The organism is Mesorhizobium sp. J18 (assembly GCF_007829525.1).
GTDB lineage: Bacteria > Pseudomonadota > Alphaproteobacteria > Rhizobiales > Rhizobiaceae > VLJP01.
On the sequence record NZ_VLJP01000023.1, the window covers coordinates 170,751 to 191,597 of the forward strand.

Here is a 20,847-nt window from a genome sequence, read left to right on the forward strand (position 1 = left end):
GCGACCGGAAGTCTGATCATGCTTGACATAAAATGGATTCGCGAGAACCCAGCCGCACTGGACGCGGCGCTTAAAAAGCGCGGCGCGGCGCCCGCAAGCGCACGAATCATTGAACTCGACGAAGCCCGGCGCGCGCATCTGACGAGGCTTCAGGAAGCGCAGGAGCGCCGCAACGCAGCTTCCCGTGAAATCGGCAACGCAATGCGCGCAGGCGACCGTGACGCGGCGGAGCGGCTGAAGGCCGAAGTCGCCGGCATCAAGGAATTCATCCAGGACGGCGAGGCCGAGGAACGGCGGCTGGATCAGGAACTGATCGGCGCGCTTGCCGGCATGCCCAACATCCCGCTTGATGACGTGCCTGTCGGCAAGGACGAGAATGATAACGTGGAAATCCGCGTGGTTGGCGAAAAGCCACAGCGGAACTTCCCGCCGAAGGAGCATTTCGAGATCGGCGAGGCGCTTGGCCATATGGATTTCGAGCGTGCAGCGAAGCTCTCTGGCAGCAGGTTCACTGTACTGAGCAGCCAGCTTGCACGTCTCGAGCGGGCACTTGGCCAATTCATGCTCGATCTGCACACCACGGAGCATGGCTATACGGAAGTGCAGCCGCCGCTGCTGGTACGAGATGATGCCATGTTCGGCACCGGTCAATTGCCGAAATTCGGTGAGGATCTTTTCCGTACAGGTGAAGGATTCTGGCTTATCCCGACCGCTGAAGTCCCGCTCACCAATCTGGTGCGCGAGGAAATCATCGAACAGGAAAGATTGCCCTTGCGGTTCACCGCGCTGACGCCTTGCTTCCGTTCTGAGGCGGGAGCAGCCGGTAAGGATACACGCGGCATGCTGCGCCAGCATCAGTTCAACAAGGTGGAACTCGTCTCGATCACCGACGCCGAGAGCTCAAACGCTGAGCATGAGCGCATGACCGAATGCGCCGAGACGGTATTGAAGCGTCTGGGCCTGCCGTTCCGCACGGTGGTCCTCTGCACCGGCGATATGGGCTTTGGTGCGCGCAAAACCTACGACATCGAGGTCTGGCTGCCCGGGCAGAATACCTATCGTGAAATTTCCTCCTGCTCGGTCTGTGGCGATTTCCAGGCGCGGCGCATGAATGCGCGCTACCGCGGCAGGGATGAAAAGGGCACCCGCTTCGTCCACACCCTCAATGGCTCCGGTGTTGCCGTCGGTCGAGCTTTGATTGCCGTGATGGAAAATTATCAGGAAGAGGACGGCAGCGTCACGATTCCTGAAGTTTTGCAGCCTTATATGGGCGGAGTGACAAGAATCGAGGCAAACAAGGACTGAGACTATTGCGCATATTGCTGACCAACGACGACGGGATTCACGCAGAGGGCTTGGCGGTTCTCGAACGGATCGCCAGTACGATTTCCGACGATGTCTGGGTAGTGGCCCCGGAAACCGACCAATCCGGTTTTGCGCATTCACTTTCACTTTCCGAGCCGCTGCGCATGCGCAAGATCGATGACCGGCACTATGCGTTGCGCGGCACACCTACCGATTGCGTTATCATGGGCATACGCAAGGTTATGGATTCGCCGCCGGACCTGATCCTCTCGGGGGTCAATTCAGGATCCAACATCGCCGATGACGTGACCTATTCCGGCACGGTTGCCGGCGCCATGGAGGGAACCCTGCTCGGCATTCGCTCGATCGCGCTTAGCCAAGCCTATGACGTTTCCGAGGAAGGGCGGATCGTGCCGTGGGACACGGTCGAGCAACTCGCTCCGGCTCTGCTGAAGCGTCTGCTCGAAACCAGCCTTCCGCCCGGCGTTTTCCTCAATCTGAACTTTCCAAATCGGGCACCTGAGGGAGTGAAGGGAGCGCTCGTCACGAGCCAGGGCAAGCTTGTCCACGGTCTTTGGATCGATGAGCGTAAGGACGGTCGCGGTTTTCCCTATTTCTGGCTTCGATTCGGCCGGCAGCAGGCCGACATCCGGGATGGCAGCGACCAGGCGGCAATGCGGGATGGCTATATATCCGTTACGCCGTTGCATCTCGACCTCACCGCCTACGAAGTGAAGGAAAGGTTGGCGAAGGCGCTTTTATGACCGGATCGGATGACGAACGCGAGGGGTTCGCGGCATTCATGCTGCGGATGCGGACCCGGGGGATCGGATCGAAGGAACTTTTCGCGGCAATGGAGATCACGCCAAGGAGCAGCTTCATTCCCGCGCAATGGAAGACGGTCGCGTGGTCCGACCGCATGGTGCCGATAGAATGCGGCGAGGCGATCGAGGGCTGCGATCTCCAGGCTTTGATGATTGATGCTCTGGAATTGAACGCAGGCCATCGTGTGCTCGAGGTCGGCACCGGCTCCGGCTACACTGCAGCCATTATTGGCCGGTTGGCTGGCCGCGTCCTGAGCCTTGAGCGTTTCCGGACGCTTACGGAACTGGCTCGGCAGCGCCTTGAAGGCTTGGGGATGGAAAACGTCGTCATCCGGCAGGCAGACGGTTCCAACGGCGCGCCTGCTGAGGGACCCTTCGATCGAATCATCGTCTGGGCGGCATTCGAGAGCATGCCGCGTAATTTTGCCGAGCAGTTGTCCAGCGGTGGCATCCTCATTGCTCCGATCGGTCCGGAGGAGGGGGTGCAGACCGTTGCGAAGCTGGTGAAGACCGGCAGCCGTTTCGAGCGTACTGACTTCGAGCATGTGAGGCTGCAGCCGCTCGGCAAGGGTATCGCCGCCGCGATCTAAGATCGGATACACAGTGCCGGGGTGCCAGGATCGGTGCGCATTTAGGGCGACGGCGTCTTCAGGTCAGAAATTTCTTTCCTTTTCTGCTCCGGGCTTAACCGACAAGTAAGATTAACGCGATTTAATCCATACCAGTTCGAGTAACGGGTATGCGCGGGTAGATGACATGCGTTTCAGTGTCCTGAAGCAGTTCAATCGTAAGCTGACGCGCGGAGCGGCAATCGCGTTGGTCGGGGGGCTGGCAGCCGGTTGCAGTTCGGATGTCACGCGCTTCCAGGACAGCATCTTCACCGGTTCGACCAATAGTGGCGGGCAATCCTATCAGAGCGCATCCCTTGATGGCACCTATACGGGTTCTGTCGACCGCGGCGTCCGTCCGAACGGGATGGTTGGCGGCGGGGCTGCTCCGAACGGACAATCGGTTTCCCCGGTCCAGACCGCTACCGCAGCGCCGCTGTCGGATGTCCAGCGTCAGCCCATCGGACAATCCAGTCAGCCGGCTCCAGCGCTTGCGCCGGTTGCCTCCGCTTCACCTGCTGTCGATTCGGGCATAACGAATACTGCGACCCAGCAGCGGCAGGTCCAGACGGCCTCGCTGCCGAGCGGGCAGGAGAGCCAAGCCGGCGGGGGCGGCTCCGGTTCAACCGTGACCATAAGTTCGGGCGAGACGGTCTATAGCCTTTCGCGGCGTTATGGTGTGCCGGTGGATGCGATACTCAAGGCCAACGGCATGAGCGACGCGTCGGGTCTGCAGGCAGGGCAGAAGATTACCATTCCAGCCTATGCTTATTCACGCGAGACGCCTGTATCCACGCCAGACAGCGATCCAAAGGTCGCCAGCGTTCAATCCTTGCCTACCGACACCAAGCTGCCGGCCCAGGATGCGCCTCAGCCGAGCCAGGGACCTGCCGAGCGCATGGCCGTCATTCCCCAAGCTCCGCGCATGGACGAGCGCAAGACGACGATTGCTGCCGGCCAGGACCCCGCCGCGACTAAGTCGACGCAGGACGGCTCCTATACCGTTGCGTCAGGCGACACGCTTTACGCCATAGCCAGGAAGACGGGCGTAAGCGCCGACCGTATCAAATCAGCCAACGGGCTCTCTGACGGCTATCTGCAGGTCGGTCAGAAACTTCAGATTCCTGCCGGGGCCGCGACTGCTTATACACAGGTCTCCAGCGCACAGCCGAAAGCGCCGGATCCTATAGTCACCGATACGGCCAAGCCGGTGCAGGAGCCAAAACCTGCAATCGAAAAGGTTTCCTACACACCGCCTTCCCAGTCCGATAGCACCAATATCGCAGAAGAAGCAGAGCAGGTGGCCGCGCTCCCCCCGGATTCTACCGGCATAGGCCGCCTTCGCTGGCCGGTCCGTGGCCGCGTTGTCTCCAGCTTCGGATCGGGCGTTGGTTCAGCCTCCAATGACGGCATAGATATCGGTGTACCGGAGGGTACGCCTGTCAAGGCGGCAGAGAACGGCGTAGTCATCTATGCCGGCGACGGCTTGAAGGAGTTCGGCAAAACCGTGCTCGTCCGCCATGACGACGGACTGGTGACAGTCTATGGTCATGCCAGCGATATCAAGGTTAAGCGAGGCGACACGGTTCGGAGAGGGCAGGAGATTGCTCTTTCCGGCATGAGCGGAAACGCCGATCGGCCTAAGCTTCATTTCGAGGTGCGAAAGGACTCTGCTCCCGTCGACCCCGTCCAGTTCCTGGAAAAGTAAGAATTTAACGGATTCTCCTAACAAGTTAATAATAAACAAGAAATGCGGCGATCCATCTGACCTCCAGCCGGATCGTCTTTCCTTGCCCGCCATTGCTGGCGGGTTTTCTTCTTTCGAATCCTCGTCAGTCCTTCAATGGTTTGCCAAGCCGGCCCGCCAGATCCTGGATGAATTGCCACGCAACCCGGCCGGAGCGGCTTCCGCGCGTCGTTGCCCATTCGAGGGCCTCGGCGCGCAGGATTTCGGGATCGACGTCGAGTTCGTGATAGCGGACATAGCCGTCGATCATTTCCAGAAATTCGTCCTGTGAGCATTTGTGGAAGCCGAGCCAAAGGCCGAAACGATCCGACAGCGACACCTTTTCCTCGACCGCTTCGGAAGGATTGATGGCTGTCGAGCGCTCGTTCTCGATCATATCCCGGGGCAGGAGGTGGCGTCTGTTTGAGGTCGCATAGAGAATGACATTCTCCGGCCTGCCTTCCACTCCGCCTTCGAGCGCGGCCTTGAGCGACTTGTAAGATGCGTCGTTCTGGTCGAAGGACAGGTCGTCGCTGAACAGGATGAAGCGATATGGTGCCTTCTTCACCAATGTCATCAGCTTCGGCAGCGTCTCGATGTCCTCGCGATGGATCTCGATCAGTTTCAGTGGTGGTCTGCTGTCGTCCTTGGTAGCGTTTACTTTGGCATGCACGGCCTTCACCAGCGAAGATTTTCCCATGCCGCGCGCGCCCCACAAGAGCACGTTGTTGGCCGGCAGACCGGCTGCGAAACGCGCCGTGTTGTCAAGCAGGATATCGCGGACGCGGTCAACGCCACGGATAAGGCTGATATCGACCCTATTGACCTTTTCCACCGGATCGAGCGTGCCGGTATCATCGTTCCAGACAAAGCAATCGGCTACATCGAAGCGCGGCGGGTTGGGCTCGCGCGGCGAAAGCCTGGACACCGCGGCGATGAGAAGATCCAGCTTCTCGTTCAGCACTTCGATTGATTTGTCGGTCATTTTAGCCTTTGCCTTTGTGCGAAACAGTGCGGGCGAGGCTCTAACATGACTGTCAAGCTGCGAAAAGCGGCCGCAGGCAGCCGCCCGCAGTTGCAAACACGATCCGAGCGTCTATATTCCGCGCACCTTTGACGGGGGCCGGGCAGCGGCCTTTTTGCGCATATCGCAGGAGTATCTCGATGTTTGTGACACCGGCTTACGCCCAGGCGGCTACCGGCACCGCGCCGGACATGCTTATCAGCATTTTGCCATTTGTCCTGATCTTTGTGATCATGTATTTCCTGATCATCCGTCCGCAGCGCCAGCAGGCAAAGAAGCGTGGCGAGATGCTGGCCGCCATCAGGCGCGGAGATACGGTTGTTACGGGCGGTGGGCTCGTCGGTAAGGTGACCAAGGTCATCAACGACAATGAAATCGAGGTCGATCTCGGCGGCGGTACCAAGGTTACGGCAATCAGGAACATGATCGCCGATGTGCGCGTCAAGGGTGAACCGGTCGCCAACCAGAACACCCAGAAATAGCGCGCTTACGGCAACCGGCCGCCGCCCTAGGACAGGCACGAAATGTTATACTTCTCTCGCTGGAAAACCATCTCGATCTGGCTGGTCGTGGTGGCTGCCGTAATATTCGCCGCACCCAATCTATTCTCGCAGCAAACGCTTTCCTCGCTTCCGGACTGGCTTCCCAAGCGGCAGATGACGTTGGGCCTCGATCTTCAGGGCGGTTCGCATATTCTTCTGCAGATCGACCGCCAAGACATGATCGAGCAGCGCCTGCAGACGGCCCGTGATGATGTCCGCACGGCGTTGCGTGATGCACGTATCGGTTATACCGGATTGTCCGACATCGAACGCGGCGTTCAGGTGCGCATACGCGACGCCAGTGAGCTGGATGCAGCCCGCGCCGCGTTGGAGCCGCTTACGCAGCCCGTATCTGCCAGCCTTCTTGGAGGAGGCTCGATCTCTGAACTGGAACTAAGCGAGCCGCAGCCCGGTTTGCTGCGTTTGACGCTGACTGATGCGGGCATCAGTTACCGTGTCAGTTCCGCCGTCAGCCAGTCCATCGAAGTTATCGGCCGCCGCGTCAATGAACTCGGCACGACAGAACCGATCATCCAGCGGCAGGGGGATGACCGCATCCTTGTCCAGGTGCCCGGCTTGCAGGATCCTGAACGCTTCAAGGACATTCTCGGCCAGACCGCAAAGCTGACCTTCCAGATGGTTGATCAGTCGGTCCCCGTGCAGGAAGCCATTGAGGGCCGTCCCCCTCCGGGCACAACGGTCATGTATTCGACCGACAATCCGCCGGTGCCTTATCTGATCGAAAACCGAATAATTGTCTCGGGAGAGAATCTCGTCGATGCGCAGGCGACCTTCGACCAGAGGACGAATGAGCCTGTGGTATCTTTCCGTTTCGACGGTAGGGGTGCGACACGTTTCGGCCAGGCGACACAGCAGAATGTTGGCCGGCTGTTCGCCATCATCCTCGACAATCAGGTCATCTCTGCTCCGCAGATTCGGGAGCCCATATTGGGTGGTACAGGGCAGATTTCGGGCAATTTTACCGTCCAGAGTGCCAATGACCTTGCGGTTCTGTTGCGTGCTGGTGCGTTGCCCGCTGATCTGACGATCGTCGAGGAGCGCACTGTCGGGCCAAGCCTTGGTGCCGACTCTATTGCGGCTGGTCAGATTGCCTCGATGGTGGGCGCCGTGCTTGTGGTCGTGACGATGCTTCTCATCTACGGCAAGCTCGGTCTCATTGCCAATATCGCACTGATGGCCAACGTCGCGATGATCATCGCCGTTCTGACGCTGCTCGGCGCGACCCTGACATTGCCCGGCATTGCCGGTATCGTGCTCACCATGGGCATGGCGGTCGATTCGAATGTCATCATATTCGAGCGTGTACGTGAAGAGAGAGCGCAGGGCCGGTCTCTTGTCCAGTCGCTCGATTCCGGCTTCCGACGAGCGCTGGCCGCGGTGGTCGATGCCAATCTGACCACCTTTATCGCCGCGGCGATCCTTTTCTATATGGGCACGGGACCAGTGCGCGGCTTCGCCGTCACCCTTGGGATAGGCATCATCACCACGGTCTTCACCGCCTATACGCTTACCCGCTGGATGATCGCGTGGTGGCTGCGTCGTGAGAGGCCGACCGAATTCCCTTCCGGCTTTGTTCATTATCTGCCGCTCCAGCCGCGCATCCCATTCATGAAAATGCGCAATATCGGCTTTGCATTGTCGGGTGTGGTTTCGCTCATCATTGTCGTGATGATGTTCACGGTCGACTTCAACTATGGCATCGACTTCAAGGGCGGCTCCCTGATCGAAGTGCAGGCCAAGCAGGGAGAGGCGGATCCCGGCCACGTACGCGCACGCCTGAGCGAGTTGAATCTCGGCGATATCCAGGTGCAAACGATCGGGAACGACCGCGAATTGATGATCCGCGTTCAAGGGCAGGAAGGCGACACCGCCGACCAGGCGGCGGTCAACCAGGTTCGTGACGCGCTGGAAGCTGACTATGATTTCAGACGCATCGAAGTCGTCGGCCCAACCGTTTCTAGCGAATTGGCCCGAACGGGAACGATCGGTATCATCCTCTCGCTGGTCGCGATGCTGATCTATATCTGGTTCCGCTTCGAGTGGCAGTTCGGCGTTGGTGCCATCATCTCTACTGCTCACGATATACTCGTGATCGTTGGAGTTTATCTGCTCTTTGGGCTCGAATTCAATCTGCAGAGTATCGCAGCCATCCTCACCGTGGTCGGCTATTCGATCAACGATACGGTCGTCATTTACGACCGCATTCGCGAGACTTTGCGGCGGTACAAGAGGATGCCGCTCGATGAGCTGATAGACCTTGCGTTGAATCAGACCTTTTCACGGACGATCCTCACAGGTCTGACGACGCTGATGGCCTTATGTGCGCTCTATTTCTTCGGTGGGGAAGTCATCGCGTCCTTCGTCTTAGCCATCATTGTCGGTGTTCTTATTGGCACCTATTCTTCGGTGTTCATCGCGGGCCCGATGCTCATCCTCTTCAAGCTCCGGCCGGACATGTTCGATTCCGAAGAGGAAAAGAAGGTGAGCACGCAGGTCGGTGCTGCCGGAAAGGCTTGAGGATTGGCCGTAGGCAAGCGTGGCGAGCACGGGATCGTCATTCGCGCGGCCCATTTCCCGGGCCGTGCGCCCATCGACGCCTATGGCAACGGTGGCTTCCGTTTCGCTGACATGTCTCACAAGGGATCCATCCTCTGCCTGCCATCGGGAATCTATGGCTGGGAACCCGCAAATCCGGCCGCGGTTGCAGCGGAGGATCTCAGCCGTGTCCTGTCCGAGGCCGGGGAAATCGAGCTTCTCCTGATCGGTACCGGGACTATTCTCCGCCCGCCATCCGCGGTGCTGCGCGGGACCTTGAAACAAGCAGGCGTCACCGTTGAACCAATGGCTACGGGACCGGCGGTGCGTACCTTTAACGTGCTTTTGGCGGAGGACCGGGCAGTCGCGGCGGCACTGATTGCGGTCGATTGACATGGACGCCGCACAGCGTCACGCCATGGAGGTCGTGCGGTCCGCCGACCGGGATCGCTATCTCGCGGTGCTTTACGCTCCGGAGGAAAAACGCGGTCATCTCTTTGCTCTCTATGCGTTCAATGCCGAGATCGCGGCGATCCGTGATCGGATAAGGGATCCGCTGGCGGGCGAGATGCGGCTGCAATGGTGGCGCGACGTGCTTTCGTCGAATGGCGAGGCTGCGGCCGGCAATCCGCTGGCCGAGGCGCTTTTGCAGACGATCGAGAAGAACCGCCTGCCGGTCCGATCCTTGCTCGACTATCTGGATGCAAGGGTCTTCGATCTTTATGACGACCCCATGCCCGGCCGCACCGACCTTGAAGGATATTGCGGCGAAACGGCTTCGGCGATCATCCAACTCGCCGCGATCATACTCGATGCTGCGAAAGCGCCCTCAATGGCGAGCCTGGCGGGCCATGCCGGCTGCGCCCAGGCAATTACCGGATTGCTCCGGCTGTTGCCGCTGCATCGGTCGCGCGGGCAGTGCTACGTACCCGCAGACCTCCTCGCCGCTGCCGGGACTTCGAGGGACGCATTCCTTTCCGATGAGGGCGAGGGGGCGGGTGCTGCAGTGGCAGCTATGCTCGCTCTGGCGTACGAGCATCTTGCCGCCTTTGAAGCAGAGGCGGGTGCTATAACAGAAAGCCTTCGCTCCGCTTTCCTGCCCGTTGCACTTGTCCCGGCCTATCTCTTAAAAGTTGCAAGGATCGATCCGCTGCGAGAAATTGCGGACATTTCCGCGCCGCGACGGCACTGGCTCTTGTTGCGCCACGCGATGCGGGGCTGGAGTAGCGCCGGATGACAATTGAACAGGATCACCACAGGGCCACCGGCTGGCGTGCCGTGGCGCTGGAGATGATGGAAGGCACGCGCGAGGCTATCATACGCCTGCCGGTCACCGCGCTTTTCCTGCTGCTGATGACGTTGAATGCCAGCCTCCTCATCGCAGACCGGGGCCTGTTCTCAATTGGCGGCGAGAAGGATTTCGTTCTTCCTTTCCTTGCCGCCGCGCTCGCCTCGCTGGCCGTCGGTCTCCTCTGTGAATCGCGCAATGCCGGACCCTGGCTGCGTCATGGCTGCGGTATTGTTGCCGGCACGATGGCATTCTGTCTGATATGGCTGCACGATGCGACCTATTCCTTGCGCTGGACACTGGTTGTGGCACTGGCTGGCCTTGTCGTCGTGTCACCCTACACGGCGCGCGGAACGGGAGCCGCATTGTGGCTTTTTGCCGTCCGGTTGGCTTTTGCCATCATCCTAGCCGCACTTGCCCTGTTTCTGTTCGCCGGCGGTATTTCGGCGATATTCGCCAGCCTGACCTATCTGTTCGGCATTGAGGTGCCGAATAACCTCTATCTGCATGTCTGGGCGGTCACAGGACTGCTTGCGGCCCCGCTTTTCGGTCTCGGCCAAATCCCCCGCGAATTTGCAGCCGAGCCGGATGCGACTGCCGCCGGCTTCATGGAGCGGGGGATGCGGGCGCTCGGGGATTTTGTCGCTGCGCCGCTGCTCATTGTCTACGCCCTCATCCTGCACCTCTATGGGCTGAAGATATTGGTCACGGGTGAGGTGCCGCAGGGTCAAATCGGCTGGCTGGTTCTGGCCTTCGGCTTCTGCGTCTTCGGCTCCCTGATCGTGATCCACCCGTTTCTCAGCGCGGCAAGGGCGCCGACTAGGCTCCTGCTGCGCCTGTGGCCGTTCATGCTGCCGGTGCCGCTTCTCCTTCTCTTCTACGCCCTTGCGTTGAGGGTCGGACAATATGGGGTGACACCTGAACGGTTCCTGCTCGGGCTTTTTGGCATCGTCGCAGCGATCCTCCTGACGCTGCAGATTCTTCCGCGGACGCGAGGGGATATCCGCTACATGACAGCGCTACCGGTTATCGCTCTGGCGCTTGCGAGTTTCGGCCCTCAGGGAGCGGTGGCGACTGCTTTGCGCAGCCAGAGCGTGCGCTTCCTGACGATCGTCAACAATCCGCCGGTCGAGGGTGAACGTCACGACGAGGCTTTGTCGGCGCTGCGCTATCTCTCGAGCGAGAATGCAGCGCGACGTGTTGCCCCTGATGGATTTGACGATCGCAACGCTGGTGGGAGCGAGTATCGCGCCGTGGCTTTGGCCTGGGGGCTCGATCCCGATCGACCCCGTTTCGACAATGGCGAATACTTTACATTGAACTACCCGCAGTCAGGCGCCCTGGAAGTAGGCGACTTTGATCTGATGGTGCCGAATATCAGCGTATACGGAGGGAACGCTCAGCCGGGAGCCTTGAAACTGCCGGGCGGAGCTGCACTTGGCATTCGTCTGGACGAGAACGCGGTGGTGATTGCGAAAGGCGGATCCGAAACCCGCTTTGTGTTTAGCGCCGACGAGATACGTGGTCTGGTCGATAAGGGCCAGACCGAGACGCCCACCATTGTTCTCGAATCCGATGGCCGCAAGATTCTGCTCGTGCCTACCTTCATCAGCGGACGAGTGCGATCTGACCCGCAACTTACGGGCCTCAGCGGAACCTTGCTCCTGCGTGCACGCGACTGGCGGTAAACCGTGCCTTCGGTTCGCCTTGCATATATTCAGGCAAGCTTAGACCATGATTTCCATGCCGTCTTGCCCGACTTCAAAGCCGGCGCGTTCAACGGCTTCCCGCTCCGGGCCGGGTCGCCAGATCGGATTTGTGTTGTTTATATGGATATAGAGCTTACGCCCGATATCCAGGGAAGCGAGCGCTTGCAGACTACCGTCCGGCCCGTCGATCGGCATATGCCCCATGCGACGTCCCGTCTTTTCGCCGGTGCCGGTGAGGCGCATTTCGTCGTCGGTGAAGAGCGTTCCGTCGAAAAGGACGAGATTCGCGCCGCGGATGCGGTCCGCCAGGGCCTCGGTCATCGCTCCGCAACCGGGAATATAATAGGCGCGGCGTTTCCCGCATATCAGCTCGACGCCCACGGTCTGCTCGCCTTCCTTTCCGACTTCGGGCTCTCCTTCCTCCATGAAAAGGGGAACCTTTCCCGGCACCGGGAACAACAGCGCTTGCATGTCAGGTAGAAGCGAAAAGGGCTCGTTAAGGTGGACAGTTTGTCTTTGAACCAATTCACCATCGAGCACCCGGAAAACCGGGTTGTCATCGATGATCTCCGCCAGAGCCGGTGTCATATAGATATCGAAGGGTTGTTTTTCCCGCAGCGTCAGCAGACCAGCGATATGGTCAATGTCGCCATTGGTCAGTAGTACGCTCCTGATCGGGCTGTTGCGCAAGCGCCGGGGATGGAGTTGCGCGTTAGCGCTAACCTGCTGACGAATGTCGGGTGAGGCGTTGAGGATCGCCCAGGTTTCACCATCGGAGCTGACTGCCACCGAGGACTGGGTCTGCGGAGAAATGCCGGAACCGGCTTTGCGGGCCGCCGCGCAATTCACGCAGCCGCAGTTCCATTGCGGAAGGCCGCCACCGGCTGCTGCTCCTAGAATCAGTACCCGCATGGAAGAAGTGTTCGGCACGCGTCGTCAAAACCTCAAAACAGGATTGCACTATAGCCAGCCGGCGTGAGGCAGTTTACTTCCATGCGACAGCTTACATCGACAAATTTTGGGCACGCGCCCAGCCATGCTCTGCTCCTGCCGGTTAATATCGAACCATAGCGTCCGGCATCTTAGGGAAGGTTCGGTGGCGCCTCAATGCCATATTGGAGGCTGCCCATAACCGGATTCCACACCGAGTAGGGGCTCTATGCGGCTTCCTCGACGTTTCCGCCAAGGCCGAGCCAGCGGCGGCAATCCGCCAGCGCGCGGGCCGTCATGGCGCGTTTCCTGGCTTGCGACTTTTCCTTGCCTCGCAGTCGGCGTCCTTCCGTTTTCGGTGCCTCCACTGGAGGGAAGAGCCCGAAATTGATGTTCATCGGCTGAAATGACCGTTTGCCGCTTTCCTCGTCGGCAAGGATATGACCGCCGGTGATGTGGTTGAGCAGTGCCCCGAAAGCGGTGGTGACAGGAGGCGGTGACACAGGCAAGCCGAGACGCTCGGCTGCAGCGAACCGCCCCGCCAGCAGGCCCATGGAAGCGCTCTCGACATAACCTTCACACCCGGTGATCTGTCCGGCAAAGCGCAAGCCACGGCGTGACTTCAGTTGCAGCGTCCCGTCGAGCAAAGCTGGGGAGTTGAGATAGGTATTGCGGTGCAGTCCGCCTAGCCGGGCGAATTCCGCATTCTCCAACCCCGGAATCATCCGGAAAATGCGGGTCTGCTCCCCATATTTCAGCTTCGTCTGAAAGCCGACCATGTTGTAGAGCGTGCCAAGCGCATTGTCCTGTCGAAGCTGGACGACCGCATAAGGCTTTTCGGAGGGTTTATGTGCATTTGTCAGGCCCATCGGCTTCATCGGGCCATGACGCAGCGTCTCGGGGCCGCGCTCGGCCATAACTTCGATTGGAAGGCATCCGTCGAAATAAGGCGTGCCTTCCCATTCCTTGAAGGCGGTTTTGTCACCTTCGATCAGTGCGGCGACAAATGCCTCATACTGCGCCTTGTCCATCGGACAGTTGATATAGTCCTTGCCTGTGCCTCCAGGGCCGACCTTGTCGTAGCGTGACTGGAACCAGCACACATCCATGTCGACCGTGTCGAAATGCACGATCGGCGCGATGGCATCGAAGAAGGCGAGCGCGTCTGCCCCGGTCTCGGTGGCAATTGCTTCGGCAAGCGACGGCGCGGTCAACGGGCCGGTGGCGATGATTGCCTGGTCCCAATCGGCCGGCGGAAGGGCGGATATCTCCTCCCGCACGATCTCGATGAGCGGATGGGCTTCGATCTCTCGCGTTACCGCAGCGGAGAAGCCTTCGCGATCGACGGCAAGGGCGCCGCCCGCCGGAACCTGGTTCGTATCCCCGGCGCGCATGATCAGAGATCCCGCAAGGCGTAACTCTGCATGGAGCAAACCGACGGCGTTGAGCTCCGCGTCGTCGGACCGGAAGGAATTCGAGCAAACCAGTTCGGCCAGCCCGTCGGTCTTGTGCGCATCGGTGCCGCGAAGCGGCCGCATCTCATGCAGGATGACGGGGACGCCAGCCTGGGCGATTTGCCAGGCTGCTTCGGAGCCGGCCAAACCGCCGCCGATGACGTGAACGGGCTTTGTACTCATGGAGAAAGGAGATAGTCCGCCGGATGAGCGAATGCAACGCGCGGTTTACGGATGCACGTGCAGAAAAAACAACACCCGCCGGGGGAGGAGGTCCGGCGGGTGTCGTTTTGGCCGACTGACAATCGGGAGGAGGAGAATGCCAGCCGTATCCGTCGAGGTTTGGGAGGAGGAAAACCCCGACGAAATTCCTTAAAGAGACTTGCGAGCGACGAAGGGAATGTCGCCGCGATTGATGCCGAGATCGTTCAGCTCCCGGTTCGAAAGGCGGCTCAGCTCATTCACGGTTTCCCGGTAGCGCCGCCAGTTGCGATAGTTGCGGATCAGGTTCATTGCAGTGCTCGTTTCTTTGTTTTGTTCGTGCCGACCAATGTCGTTGCGACCGTGAGATATGAGGCTTCAGAGCTTTTTTGAAGTGATGATGTTGCATGGCAGCAATGCGTTTTGTGCATTGCAACATTAACAATATGTGTCCCGGTATGAGGGGCTCGATTCGAGTGTAAAGAGCCGAGGAGCGGAAGCTCGCCGACTTCCTGTCGGCCACGGCAAGTTGCAGCATTCGTTATTCGACCAAAAAACGCCGAATTTGTTGGCATTTTCGCTTTGATCCACTAGGTCCTAATGATATAGAACGCCGCGCTTTCGGGGGCCTGAGGCTTTCGAAGCGGGTGTGGTGGAACTGGTAGACACGCAGGATTTAGGTTCCTGTGGCGCAAGCCGTGGGGGTTCAAGTCCCTCCACCCGCACCAGGAAAGCCATTCCCGGCAAGACATTCCCGGCAGGCTGAGCGGTGATGCGGCCGTCCAGGAGGACGGCCCAAGTGAACAAAGGTTTTATTGATGCAGGTAACCGAGACGCTTAATTCAGGGCTCAAACGCGAGATCAAGGTCACCGTTCCAGCCAAAGACATGGAAGCCCGCCTTATGCAGCGGCTGGACGAAGCCAAGGGCAAGGTGCGCCTCAATGGCTTCCGTCCCGGCAAGGTGCCTGTGCAGCATCTGCGCAAGATCTACGGCAAGTCCTTCATGGCCGAGGTCGTGAACGAGATCCTTTCCGATTCTTCCTCTTCGATCCTCAGCGATCGCGGCGAAAAGCCGGCCATGCAGCCGGAAGTCAAGATGACGGAGGATGAGAAGGAAGCCGAGAAGATCCTCGCCGGCAATGCCGATTTCGAGTTCTCACTCTCCTATGAAGTCATTCCTCCTATCGAGCTGAAGGACTTCTCTGGCATCAAGATCAATCGTCCAGTCTATGACGTACCGGATACGGAAATCGAAGAGCAGGTGCGCCGCGTCACTGCCGATGCGCGCGAATACGAGCCAAAGAAGGGCAAGGCCGAGCTGTGGGACAAGGTGGCGATCGACTATGTCGGCAAGGTCGATGGAGAGCCTTTCGAAGGCGGTTCGGCAGAGGATTCGAACCTCATCCTGGGCTCTGGACAGTTCATTCCCGGCTTTGAGGATCAATTGGTCGGCGTAAAGGCAGGTGAGGAAAAGACCGTCACCGTGACCTTCCCCGAAACCTATCCGGCGGCGCATCTGGCCGGCAAGGAAGCGACCTTCGATGTGAAGGTGAAGGAAGTTTCCAAGCCGGACGGCGTCGAGGTCAACGATGACGTCGCCAAGAAGCTTGGACTGGAATCCGCCGACCAGTTGCGCGAAATCATCCGGGGACAGCTCGAAAGCCAGTTTGGCAGCATTACCCGTCAGAAGGCGAAGCGACAGCTTCTCGACGCGCTTGACGAGGAATACAAGTTCGAGACCCCCTCCAGGCTGGTGGAGGCAGAGTTCGAGAATATCTGGGGTCAGGTAACGCGTGACCTTGAGCAGGCTGGACGCAGCTTCGAGGACGAGGACACGACTGAGGAGGAGGCCCGCGGGGAATATCGTCGGCTGGCCGAACGTCGTGTGCGGCTCGGGCTGGTACTGGCCGAAATTGGTGAGCAAGCCGGCATTCAGGTCACCGACGAAGAGATGCAGCGCGCGCTTTTCGACGCGATCCGTCGCTATCCGCAAAACCAGCAGCAGGAGATCTACGAGTTCTATCGTAGCAATCCCCAGGCGCTCGCCAGCATCCGCGCGCCGATCTTCGAGGAGAAGGTGGTAGATCATCTGCTGGAGAAGGCCTCGGTCACCGACACCAAGGTGACACGCGAGGAACTGATGGCCGACGACGAGGAAGAAACCGAGGCCAAGCCGGCAAAAAAAGCCAAGTCAACCGCAAAGAAGACTGAGGCCGAACCCAAGAGGAAGACTGCACCAAAGAAGAAAGCAGCCGAGAAGAAAGAGGAAGCCGGCGAATGACCGGCTAACGCTCTGATGTCAAAAGGCCGCTCCACCGAGCGGCCTTTTTCGTTAGATCAGGAGCAGGCCCTTCATGCTCACATGGCCGCTCTTGCCGATGATCACATGGTCATGCACCGAAATGCCAAGCGGCTTCGCTGTGTCGATAATCGTTTTCGTCATCTCGATGTCGGCGCGGGAAGGGGTAGGGTCGCCGGAAGGATGGTTGTGGACCAAAATGACCGCTGAAGCCGACAACTCGAGCGCACGGCGGACCACTTCACGCGGATAGACCGGCGTATGGTCGACAGTTCCAGTCTGCTGCACCTCGTCGGCGATCAACGTATTCTTCTTGTCGAGGAACAGGATGCGGAACTGCTCGCGCGTTTCGAACGCCATCGCAGCCCGGCAGTAGTCGACGACGGCACTCCAGGAGGAAAGCACCTGTTTCCGATGCACTTGGCTTTTCAGCATGCGCTGTGCCGCTGCGGCGACGATCTTGAGGTCAAGGGCCGCCGTCTTTCCGATGCCGGGGACCTCTGTCAGAAGATGTTCAGGCGCGCCGAGGACCTCGGCAAAAGAACCAAACCGCTTGATGAGAGCCTTGGCCATGCCCTTGGTGTCCGCTCGGGGAATGGAGCGGAAAAGCAGGAGTTCCAGCATCTCATAATCGGTGAGGGAATCGCTGCCTGATTCTGCAAACCGGTTGCGCAAGCGTTCCCGATGGCCATGATAGTGAGGTTTTTCGGGAGTCTTCGTTTTCTTATGCAGAGCCGGAAAGGGCGCCTCGCCGAAAAATCCACGCTCGTCATCGCTATTCATCGCCCCTCCCGCTGTTGTCAGCGAGGTCCCAACCGCTCACCGTAAGCGAATATTAAGTAGGAAGGCCCGGCCGGTCGAGCCCTGCGAGTGAAAGCGTAAAGATTTCGCAGCCCGTTTCAGTCACACCCACCGTATGCTCGTATTGCGCCGAGAGAGAGCGGTCGCGGGTAACTGCCGTCCAGCCATCGGAAAGCACCTTCACATGCGGGCGGCCAAGATTGATCATGGGCTCTATTGTGAAGATCATGCCGGGGCGCATTTCGATGCCCTCATTCCGGCTGCCGTAATGCAGGATGTTCGGCGCGTCATGAAACAGCAGACCGACACCGTGCCCGCAGAAATCGCGTACGACGGAACAGCGCTCGCCTTCCGCATAGGTCTGGATCGCTGCGCCGATGGCGCCGGTGCGCGCACCGGGCTTTACGGCGGCCACACCGCGCATCAGACATTCATAGGTGACTTCCAGCAACCGTTCAGCGGCGCGTTTGATCGTGCCGACCGGATACATGCGGCTCGAATCACCATGCCAGCCGTCGAGAATATAGGTGACGTCGATATTGACGATATCCCCATCCCTGAGCGGCTTGTCGTCAGGGATGCCGTGGCAAACCACGTGATTGATCGAAGTGCAGGTGGACTTGGTGTAGCCGCGATAGTTGAGTGTCGCGGGCAGGGCGCCATGGTCCATTCCGAATTCGAAGACGAAACGGTCGATGGCGTTGGTCGTCACTCCCGGAGCGACCAGCCCCGCCAATTCGTCGAGGCAGCGGGCGGTAAGCTGACAGGCCTTGCGCATACCCTCGAAAGCCTCCTCGCCATAGAGCCGTATCTGACCGGTATTGCGAAGAGGGGCTGTTTCGGCATCGAGATAAGTGGTCATGGACTGGTCCAGGGTTCGATCTCTATGAGGCACTCGGGCGTGATGGCGCGGCTACTGATTTGGCATCGTATAGCATAAGCTTCAACCCCGAGGGCCCTGGCGCGCTCGAAGGCAACAGCATAGGCGGGATCGAGGTCGCCGCAAAGTCCGAAGCGGTCGCAATCGCCGCGCTGGATGATGAACAGCATGACGGCGCGGAAACCAGCCTGCCGCATGCGTCCGAGCTCGTCGAGGTGGCGTGCGCCGCGAACGGTCACGGAATCCGGGAACTCCGCCAGACCCGTGGAGCGTATGAAATGGACATTCTTCACCTCGATATAAGCGGGCGGGCGTTCCGGATGCTCCAGCAGGAGGTCGATGCGTGAGCGTTCCCCATAGCGTTGCTCGCGCCGAAGCAGAGGATATTCGGCGAGATCAGCCACCAGCCCTTTCAGAATCGCTTCCTCGGCGAGCCGGTTGGGCAGGCCGGTATTGATACCCACCAGCGTGCCGTCTGCCTCAACGATTTCCAGCGTGTGGCGGTATTTCCGCTTCGGGTTGGCCGACAGTGACAGAAAAACGCGTGAGCCTGGGGCGGTCAGACCGAGCATGGAGCCGGTATTCGGGACCGCGACCGTCTCCTCACTACCATCAGGAAGGATCACATCGGCCAGGAAGCGCTTGTAGCGGCGCACGAGCCGGGCTTCGATTAAAGGGGAGGCAAAATCCATTGCAGCACGATCTTTATCGACGAAGACTGACGGGAGTGCCCGGCCTGTAGAAGCGATGAAGAAGAACCGGCGTCAGATACATAGGGATCTGATAGCAGCCGATGAACAGAAGCAGCGGGTCGGTCACGGTCACCGGCAATGCTGCCAGGAAAAGTGCCATGTTGCGGTTTCCCGCCACGACGGCGAAAGGCACCGCGACGTGATCTTCCCCAACGCGGCGCAGCAGGCTAGCAGTTGCGATTTGAAGGGCGAAGTTGGTGGCGAAAACGACCGCCAGATTGAGCGCAAGCTCGCCTGGCGCTTCGAATAGAGTCGGTCCGACAGCAGACATCAGCCCGATTACGACCACCCCCATCAAAATCGCCGACAGGCCGTCGATGGATTGGACGGCGGATGGTTGCAAGTCGCGCAGAAAAAGAACGCGGATTGCAAAGGCCAAAGCGACGGAGAGTGCGATGACGCCCAGCAGGCGCGCCGCGGCGGCAAGAACATCAGAGCCGCTTCCGAGCGCAGGCACCAGCCAAAATACCGGCAGGACGGTCAGCGGAAGCAAGGCGGTTCCCAGAGTCAACAATCTGAGTGCGGGAGCGGGGTCATGACCCGCCATGATCGCCAGATTGGGGCTCCCCGAAATCGGAGCGGCAGCAGCCATGAGCACAAGAGCGGTGGGCAATATGCCGGTCCATCCGAAGCCTAGGAAAGCCAGAGCCAGCAGCACAGGCAGCAGCAATTGGAATATCAGCACGCCTGCCACCGTATGGCTTATGTCGCGCGCCACGCCGACCATCTGTTGTGGTCCTATGCGCAAGGCGGAGAGGAACAGCAGGGCGGCAATCATCTCCTGGATCCAGGGCTTTGCCGCGACAGCCAGATCGGGACTGAAAATACCGAGAACGAGGCCGAGTATCAGAAGAATCCGACCATATGCCGCTGCCGCGCCCAGCAATCCGGTCAGCATTTCCCCCAAATGAACCATTCTTCTTGAAAGACCTTCGGATGTGTCGATGACGACGAGATATCCTGCCGTAGCCCTTCGCTACCGTCGCTTCAAGCTTTGCCTGCTCTTGAAGCAGCGACGGTTTTGGGGCACATGCCGCGGATGAAAGCTTGGCGCGCCAACCCGCAGGATCGTGCCCCCCAGGAGAAGTGATTGTCGATGAAGCCAAATTCTCATGTCACGGTCGGTTCGGTCACATTCGACAACAGTGCACCGCTCTCCCTGATCGCAGGTCCGTGCCAGCTTGAATCGCGTGATCATGCCTTCGATATGGCAGGCGCCTTGAAGGAGCTTACGGCTTCGCTGGGCATCGGCTTCGTCTACAAGTCCAGCTTCGACAAGGCGAACAGGACTTCCCTCTCCGGCAAACGAGGCGCCGGATTGGATGCGGCGCTGCCGATCTTCGCCGATCTCAGGCGGGAACTCGATATACCGGTGCTGACGGATGTCCATACGGAGGAGCAGTGCCGTATGGTCGCTGATGTGGTCGATGTGTTGCAGATTCCGGCTTTTCTCTCCCGCCAGACCGATCTTTTGATTGCCGCAGCGAAGACGGGCCGCGCCGTGAACGTCAAGAAGGGGCAGTTCCTGGCGCCCTGGGACATGCGCAATGTGCTTGCCAAGGTCGTCGACTCCGGCAATCCCAACGTGCTTTTGACAGAGCGCGGCGCCTCATTCGGTTACAATACGCTGGTGTCGGACATGCGTTCATTGCCCATTATGGCCGAGACGGGCGCTCCCGTGATCTTCGACGCGACTCATTCGGTGCAGCAACCGGGCGGGCAGGGGAGTTCGACCGGTGGTGATCGGCGTTTCGTCGAAACGCTTTCGCGTGCTGCCGTCGCGGTCGGCGTCGCCGGTGTTTTCATAGAGACGCATCAGGACCCGGACAATGCGCCGTCGGACGGCCCGAACATGGTACCCCTCAAGGACATGCGCGCTCTGCTCGAATGCCTTATAGCCCTTGATAAGGTCGCCAAGAAAAGCTGATCGCCGTCGTCATTGTCTTT

General features: G+C 59.5%; 19 protein-coding genes and 1 tRNA gene. 12 read left to right on the top strand and 8 right to left on the bottom strand.

Annotated features, from left to right (window positions below):
- Window positions 1–18 precede the first annotated feature (18 nt).
- The 4 genes from serS (at window position 19) to L598_RS10910 (ending at window position 4,445) form a co-directional block, all read left to right on the top strand.
- Window positions 19–1,305 (top strand): serine--tRNA ligase, encoded by a 1,287-nt coding sequence (gene serS / locus L598_RS10895; RefSeq protein ID WP_144862414.1) that lies wholly within the window; start codon window positions 19–21, stop codon window positions 1,303–1,305.
- 5 nt (window positions 1,306–1,310) lie between these two features.
- Window positions 1,311–2,069 carry a 5'/3'-nucleotidase SurE gene (surE, locus tag L598_RS10900; protein WP_144862417.1) on the top strand — a complete coding sequence of 253 codons (759 nt, stop codon included), beginning with the start codon at window positions 1,311–1,313 and terminating at the stop codon, window positions 2,067–2,069.
- Entirely contained in the window at window positions 2,066–2,719 is a 654-nt protein-coding gene (locus tag L598_RS10905) for a protein-L-isoaspartate(D-aspartate) O-methyltransferase (RefSeq protein ID WP_144862419.1), read from the top strand. The genes surE and L598_RS10905 overlap by 4 nt, the downstream gene beginning before the upstream one ends.
- A 166-nt stretch (window positions 2,720–2,885) precedes the next feature.
- The gene (locus L598_RS10910; protein ID WP_144862421.1) at window positions 2,886–4,445 is read left to right on the top strand and encodes a LysM peptidoglycan-binding domain-containing protein; all 1,560 of its coding nucleotides are present in this window, start codon (window positions 2,886–2,888) and stop codon (window positions 4,443–4,445) included.
- A 124-nt stretch (window positions 4,446–4,569) separates the two neighbouring features.
- On the opposite strand, the gene L598_RS10915 is transcribed toward L598_RS10910, so the two are convergent.
- Window positions 4,570–5,448, bottom strand: a complete 879-nt coding sequence (locus tag L598_RS10915; protein WP_144862423.1) for an ATP-binding protein — start codon at window positions 5,446–5,448, stop codon at window positions 4,570–4,572.
- Window positions 5,449–5,627: 179 nt separating this feature from the next.
- Here L598_RS10915 and yajC point away from each other — a divergent pair, with 179 nt between their 5' ends.
- Genes yajC through L598_RS10940 form a run of 5 tightly spaced genes read left to right on the top strand, consistent with a single transcriptional unit; the run spans window position 5,628 to window position 11,561 of the window.
- The gene (gene yajC / locus L598_RS10920) at window positions 5,628–5,969 is read left to right on the top strand and encodes a preprotein translocase subunit YajC (protein WP_144862425.1); all 342 of its coding nucleotides are present in this window, start codon (window positions 5,628–5,630) and stop codon (window positions 5,967–5,969) included.
- 42 nt (window positions 5,970–6,011) lie between these two features.
- Window positions 6,012–8,567: a protein translocase subunit SecDF gene (secDF, locus tag L598_RS10925; RefSeq protein ID WP_144862427.1), complete on the top strand. Its 2,556-nt coding sequence runs from the start codon at window positions 6,012–6,014 to the stop codon at window positions 8,565–8,567.
- Between the two features lie 3 nt (window positions 8,568–8,570).
- Window positions 8,571–8,978, top strand: a complete 408-nt coding sequence (locus L598_RS10930; protein ID WP_246658711.1) for an Mth938-like domain-containing protein — start codon at window positions 8,571–8,573, stop codon at window positions 8,976–8,978.
- Between the two features lies 1 nt (window position 8,979).
- Entirely contained in the window at window positions 8,980–9,822 is an 843-nt protein-coding gene (locus tag L598_RS10935; RefSeq protein WP_246658712.1) for a phytoene/squalene synthase family protein, read from the top strand.
- Window positions 9,819–11,561 (top strand): DUF4153 domain-containing protein, encoded by a 1,743-nt coding sequence (locus tag L598_RS10940; RefSeq protein WP_144862429.1) that lies wholly within the window; start codon window positions 9,819–9,821, stop codon window positions 11,559–11,561. The genes L598_RS10935 and L598_RS10940 overlap by 4 nt, the downstream gene beginning before the upstream one ends.
- 39 nt (window positions 11,562–11,600) lie before the next feature.
- Here L598_RS10940 and pqqB read toward each other — a convergent pair whose 3' ends face one another.
- From pqqB to L598_RS10955, 3 genes are all read right to left on the bottom strand, one after another.
- On the bottom strand, window positions 11,601–12,512 hold the full coding sequence (gene pqqB, locus L598_RS10945; RefSeq protein WP_144862431.1) for a pyrroloquinoline quinone biosynthesis protein PqqB: 912 nt from the start codon (window positions 12,510–12,512) through the stop codon (window positions 11,601–11,603).
- Between the two features lie 227 nt (window positions 12,513–12,739).
- The gene (trmFO, locus tag L598_RS10950) at window positions 12,740–14,149 is read right to left on the bottom strand and encodes a methylenetetrahydrofolate--tRNA-(uracil(54)-C(5))-methyltransferase (FADH(2)-oxidizing) TrmFO (RefSeq protein ID WP_144862433.1); all 1,410 of its coding nucleotides are present in this window, start codon (window positions 14,147–14,149) and stop codon (window positions 12,740–12,742) included.
- A gap of 189 nt (window positions 14,150–14,338) precedes the next feature.
- Window positions 14,339–14,479, bottom strand: a complete 141-nt coding sequence (locus L598_RS10955) for a DUF1127 domain-containing protein (RefSeq protein ID WP_144862435.1) — start codon at window positions 14,477–14,479, stop codon at window positions 14,339–14,341.
- 331 nt (window positions 14,480–14,810) lie between these two features.
- Here L598_RS10955 and L598_RS10960 point away from each other — a divergent pair.
- Both L598_RS10960 and tig read left to right on the top strand, forming a co-directional pair.
- Window positions 14,811–14,895 (top strand) — tRNA-Leu (locus tag L598_RS10960).
- 90 nt (window positions 14,896–14,985) lie between these two features.
- Window positions 14,986–16,449, top strand: coding sequence for a trigger factor (gene tig, locus L598_RS10965; protein WP_144862437.1), 1,464 nt, complete (start codon window positions 14,986–14,988; stop codon window positions 16,447–16,449).
- 51 nt (window positions 16,450–16,500) lie between these two features.
- On the opposite strand, the gene radC is transcribed toward tig, so the two are convergent.
- Genes radC through L598_RS10985 form a run of 4 tightly spaced genes read right to left on the bottom strand, consistent with a single transcriptional unit; the run spans window position 16,501 to window position 19,798 of the window.
- Window positions 16,501–17,250, bottom strand: coding sequence for a DNA repair protein RadC (radC, locus tag L598_RS10970; protein ID WP_144862439.1), 750 nt, complete (start codon window positions 17,248–17,250; stop codon window positions 16,501–16,503).
- Between the two features lie 52 nt (window positions 17,251–17,302).
- Window positions 17,303–18,130, bottom strand: a complete 828-nt coding sequence (gene map / locus L598_RS10975; RefSeq protein ID WP_144862441.1) for a type I methionyl aminopeptidase — start codon at window positions 18,128–18,130, stop codon at window positions 17,303–17,305.
- Window positions 18,127–18,840, bottom strand: a complete 714-nt coding sequence (gene sfsA, locus L598_RS10980) for a DNA/RNA nuclease SfsA (protein WP_144862443.1) — start codon at window positions 18,838–18,840, stop codon at window positions 18,127–18,129. Before sfsA ends, map begins: the two co-directional genes overlap by 4 nt.
- A gap of 13 nt (window positions 18,841–18,853) precedes the next feature.
- Entirely contained in the window at window positions 18,854–19,798 is a 945-nt protein-coding gene (locus L598_RS10985) for a hypothetical protein (RefSeq protein ID WP_144862446.1), read from the bottom strand.
- Window positions 19,799–19,996: 198 nt separating this feature from the next.
- Here L598_RS10985 and kdsA point away from each other — a divergent pair, with 198 nt between their 5' ends.
- A complete protein-coding gene (gene kdsA / locus L598_RS10990) occupies window positions 19,997–20,827 on the top strand; it encodes a 3-deoxy-8-phosphooctulonate synthase (protein WP_144862448.1) in 831 nt (276 codons plus the stop codon).
- The last annotated feature ends 20 nt before the right edge of the window (window positions 20,828–20,847 follow it).

Coding starts and splice junctions, on each gene's coding strand:
- L598_RS10910 (WP_144862421.1), top strand. CDS start 2,886: ATGCGTTTCAGTGTCCTGAAGCAGTTCAATCGTAAGCTGACGCGCGGA.
- sfsA (WP_144862443.1), bottom strand. CDS start 18,840: ATGGATTTTGCCTCCCCTTTAATCGAAGCCCGGCTCGTGCGCCGCTAC.
- L598_RS10955 (WP_144862435.1), bottom strand. CDS start 14,479: ATGAACCTGATCCGCAACTATCGCAACTGGCGGCGCTACCGGGAAACC.
- map (WP_144862441.1), bottom strand. CDS start 18,130: ATGACCACTTATCTCGATGCCGAAACAGCCCCTCTTCGCAATACCGGT.
- kdsA (WP_144862448.1), top strand. CDS start 19,997: ATGAAGCCAAATTCTCATGTCACGGTCGGTTCGGTCACATTCGACAAC.
- L598_RS10935 (WP_246658712.1), top strand. CDS start 8,980: ATGGACGCCGCACAGCGTCACGCCATGGAGGTCGTGCGGTCCGCCGAC.
- radC (WP_144862439.1), bottom strand. CDS start 17,250: ATGAATAGCGATGACGAGCGTGGATTTTTCGGCGAGGCGCCCTTTCCG.
- yajC (WP_144862425.1), top strand. CDS start 5,628: ATGTTTGTGACACCGGCTTACGCCCAGGCGGCTACCGGCACCGCGCCG.
- L598_RS10915 (WP_144862423.1), bottom strand. CDS start 5,448: ATGACCGACAAATCAATCGAAGTGCTGAACGAGAAGCTGGATCTTCTC.
- tig (WP_144862437.1), top strand. CDS start 14,986: ATGCAGGTAACCGAGACGCTTAATTCAGGGCTCAAACGCGAGATCAAG.
- trmFO (WP_144862433.1), bottom strand. CDS start 14,149: ATGAGTACAAAGCCCGTTCACGTCATCGGCGGCGGTTTGGCCGGCTCC.
- L598_RS10940 (WP_144862429.1), top strand. CDS start 9,819: ATGACAATTGAACAGGATCACCACAGGGCCACCGGCTGGCGTGCCGTG.
- serS (WP_144862414.1), top strand. CDS start 19: ATGCTTGACATAAAATGGATTCGCGAGAACCCAGCCGCACTGGACGCG.
- L598_RS10905 (WP_144862419.1), top strand. CDS start 2,066: ATGACCGGATCGGATGACGAACGCGAGGGGTTCGCGGCATTCATGCTG.
- secDF (WP_144862427.1), top strand. CDS start 6,012: ATGTTATACTTCTCTCGCTGGAAAACCATCTCGATCTGGCTGGTCGTG.
- L598_RS10985 (WP_144862446.1), bottom strand. CDS start 19,798: ATGCTGACCGGATTGCTGGGCGCGGCAGCGGCATATGGTCGGATTCTT.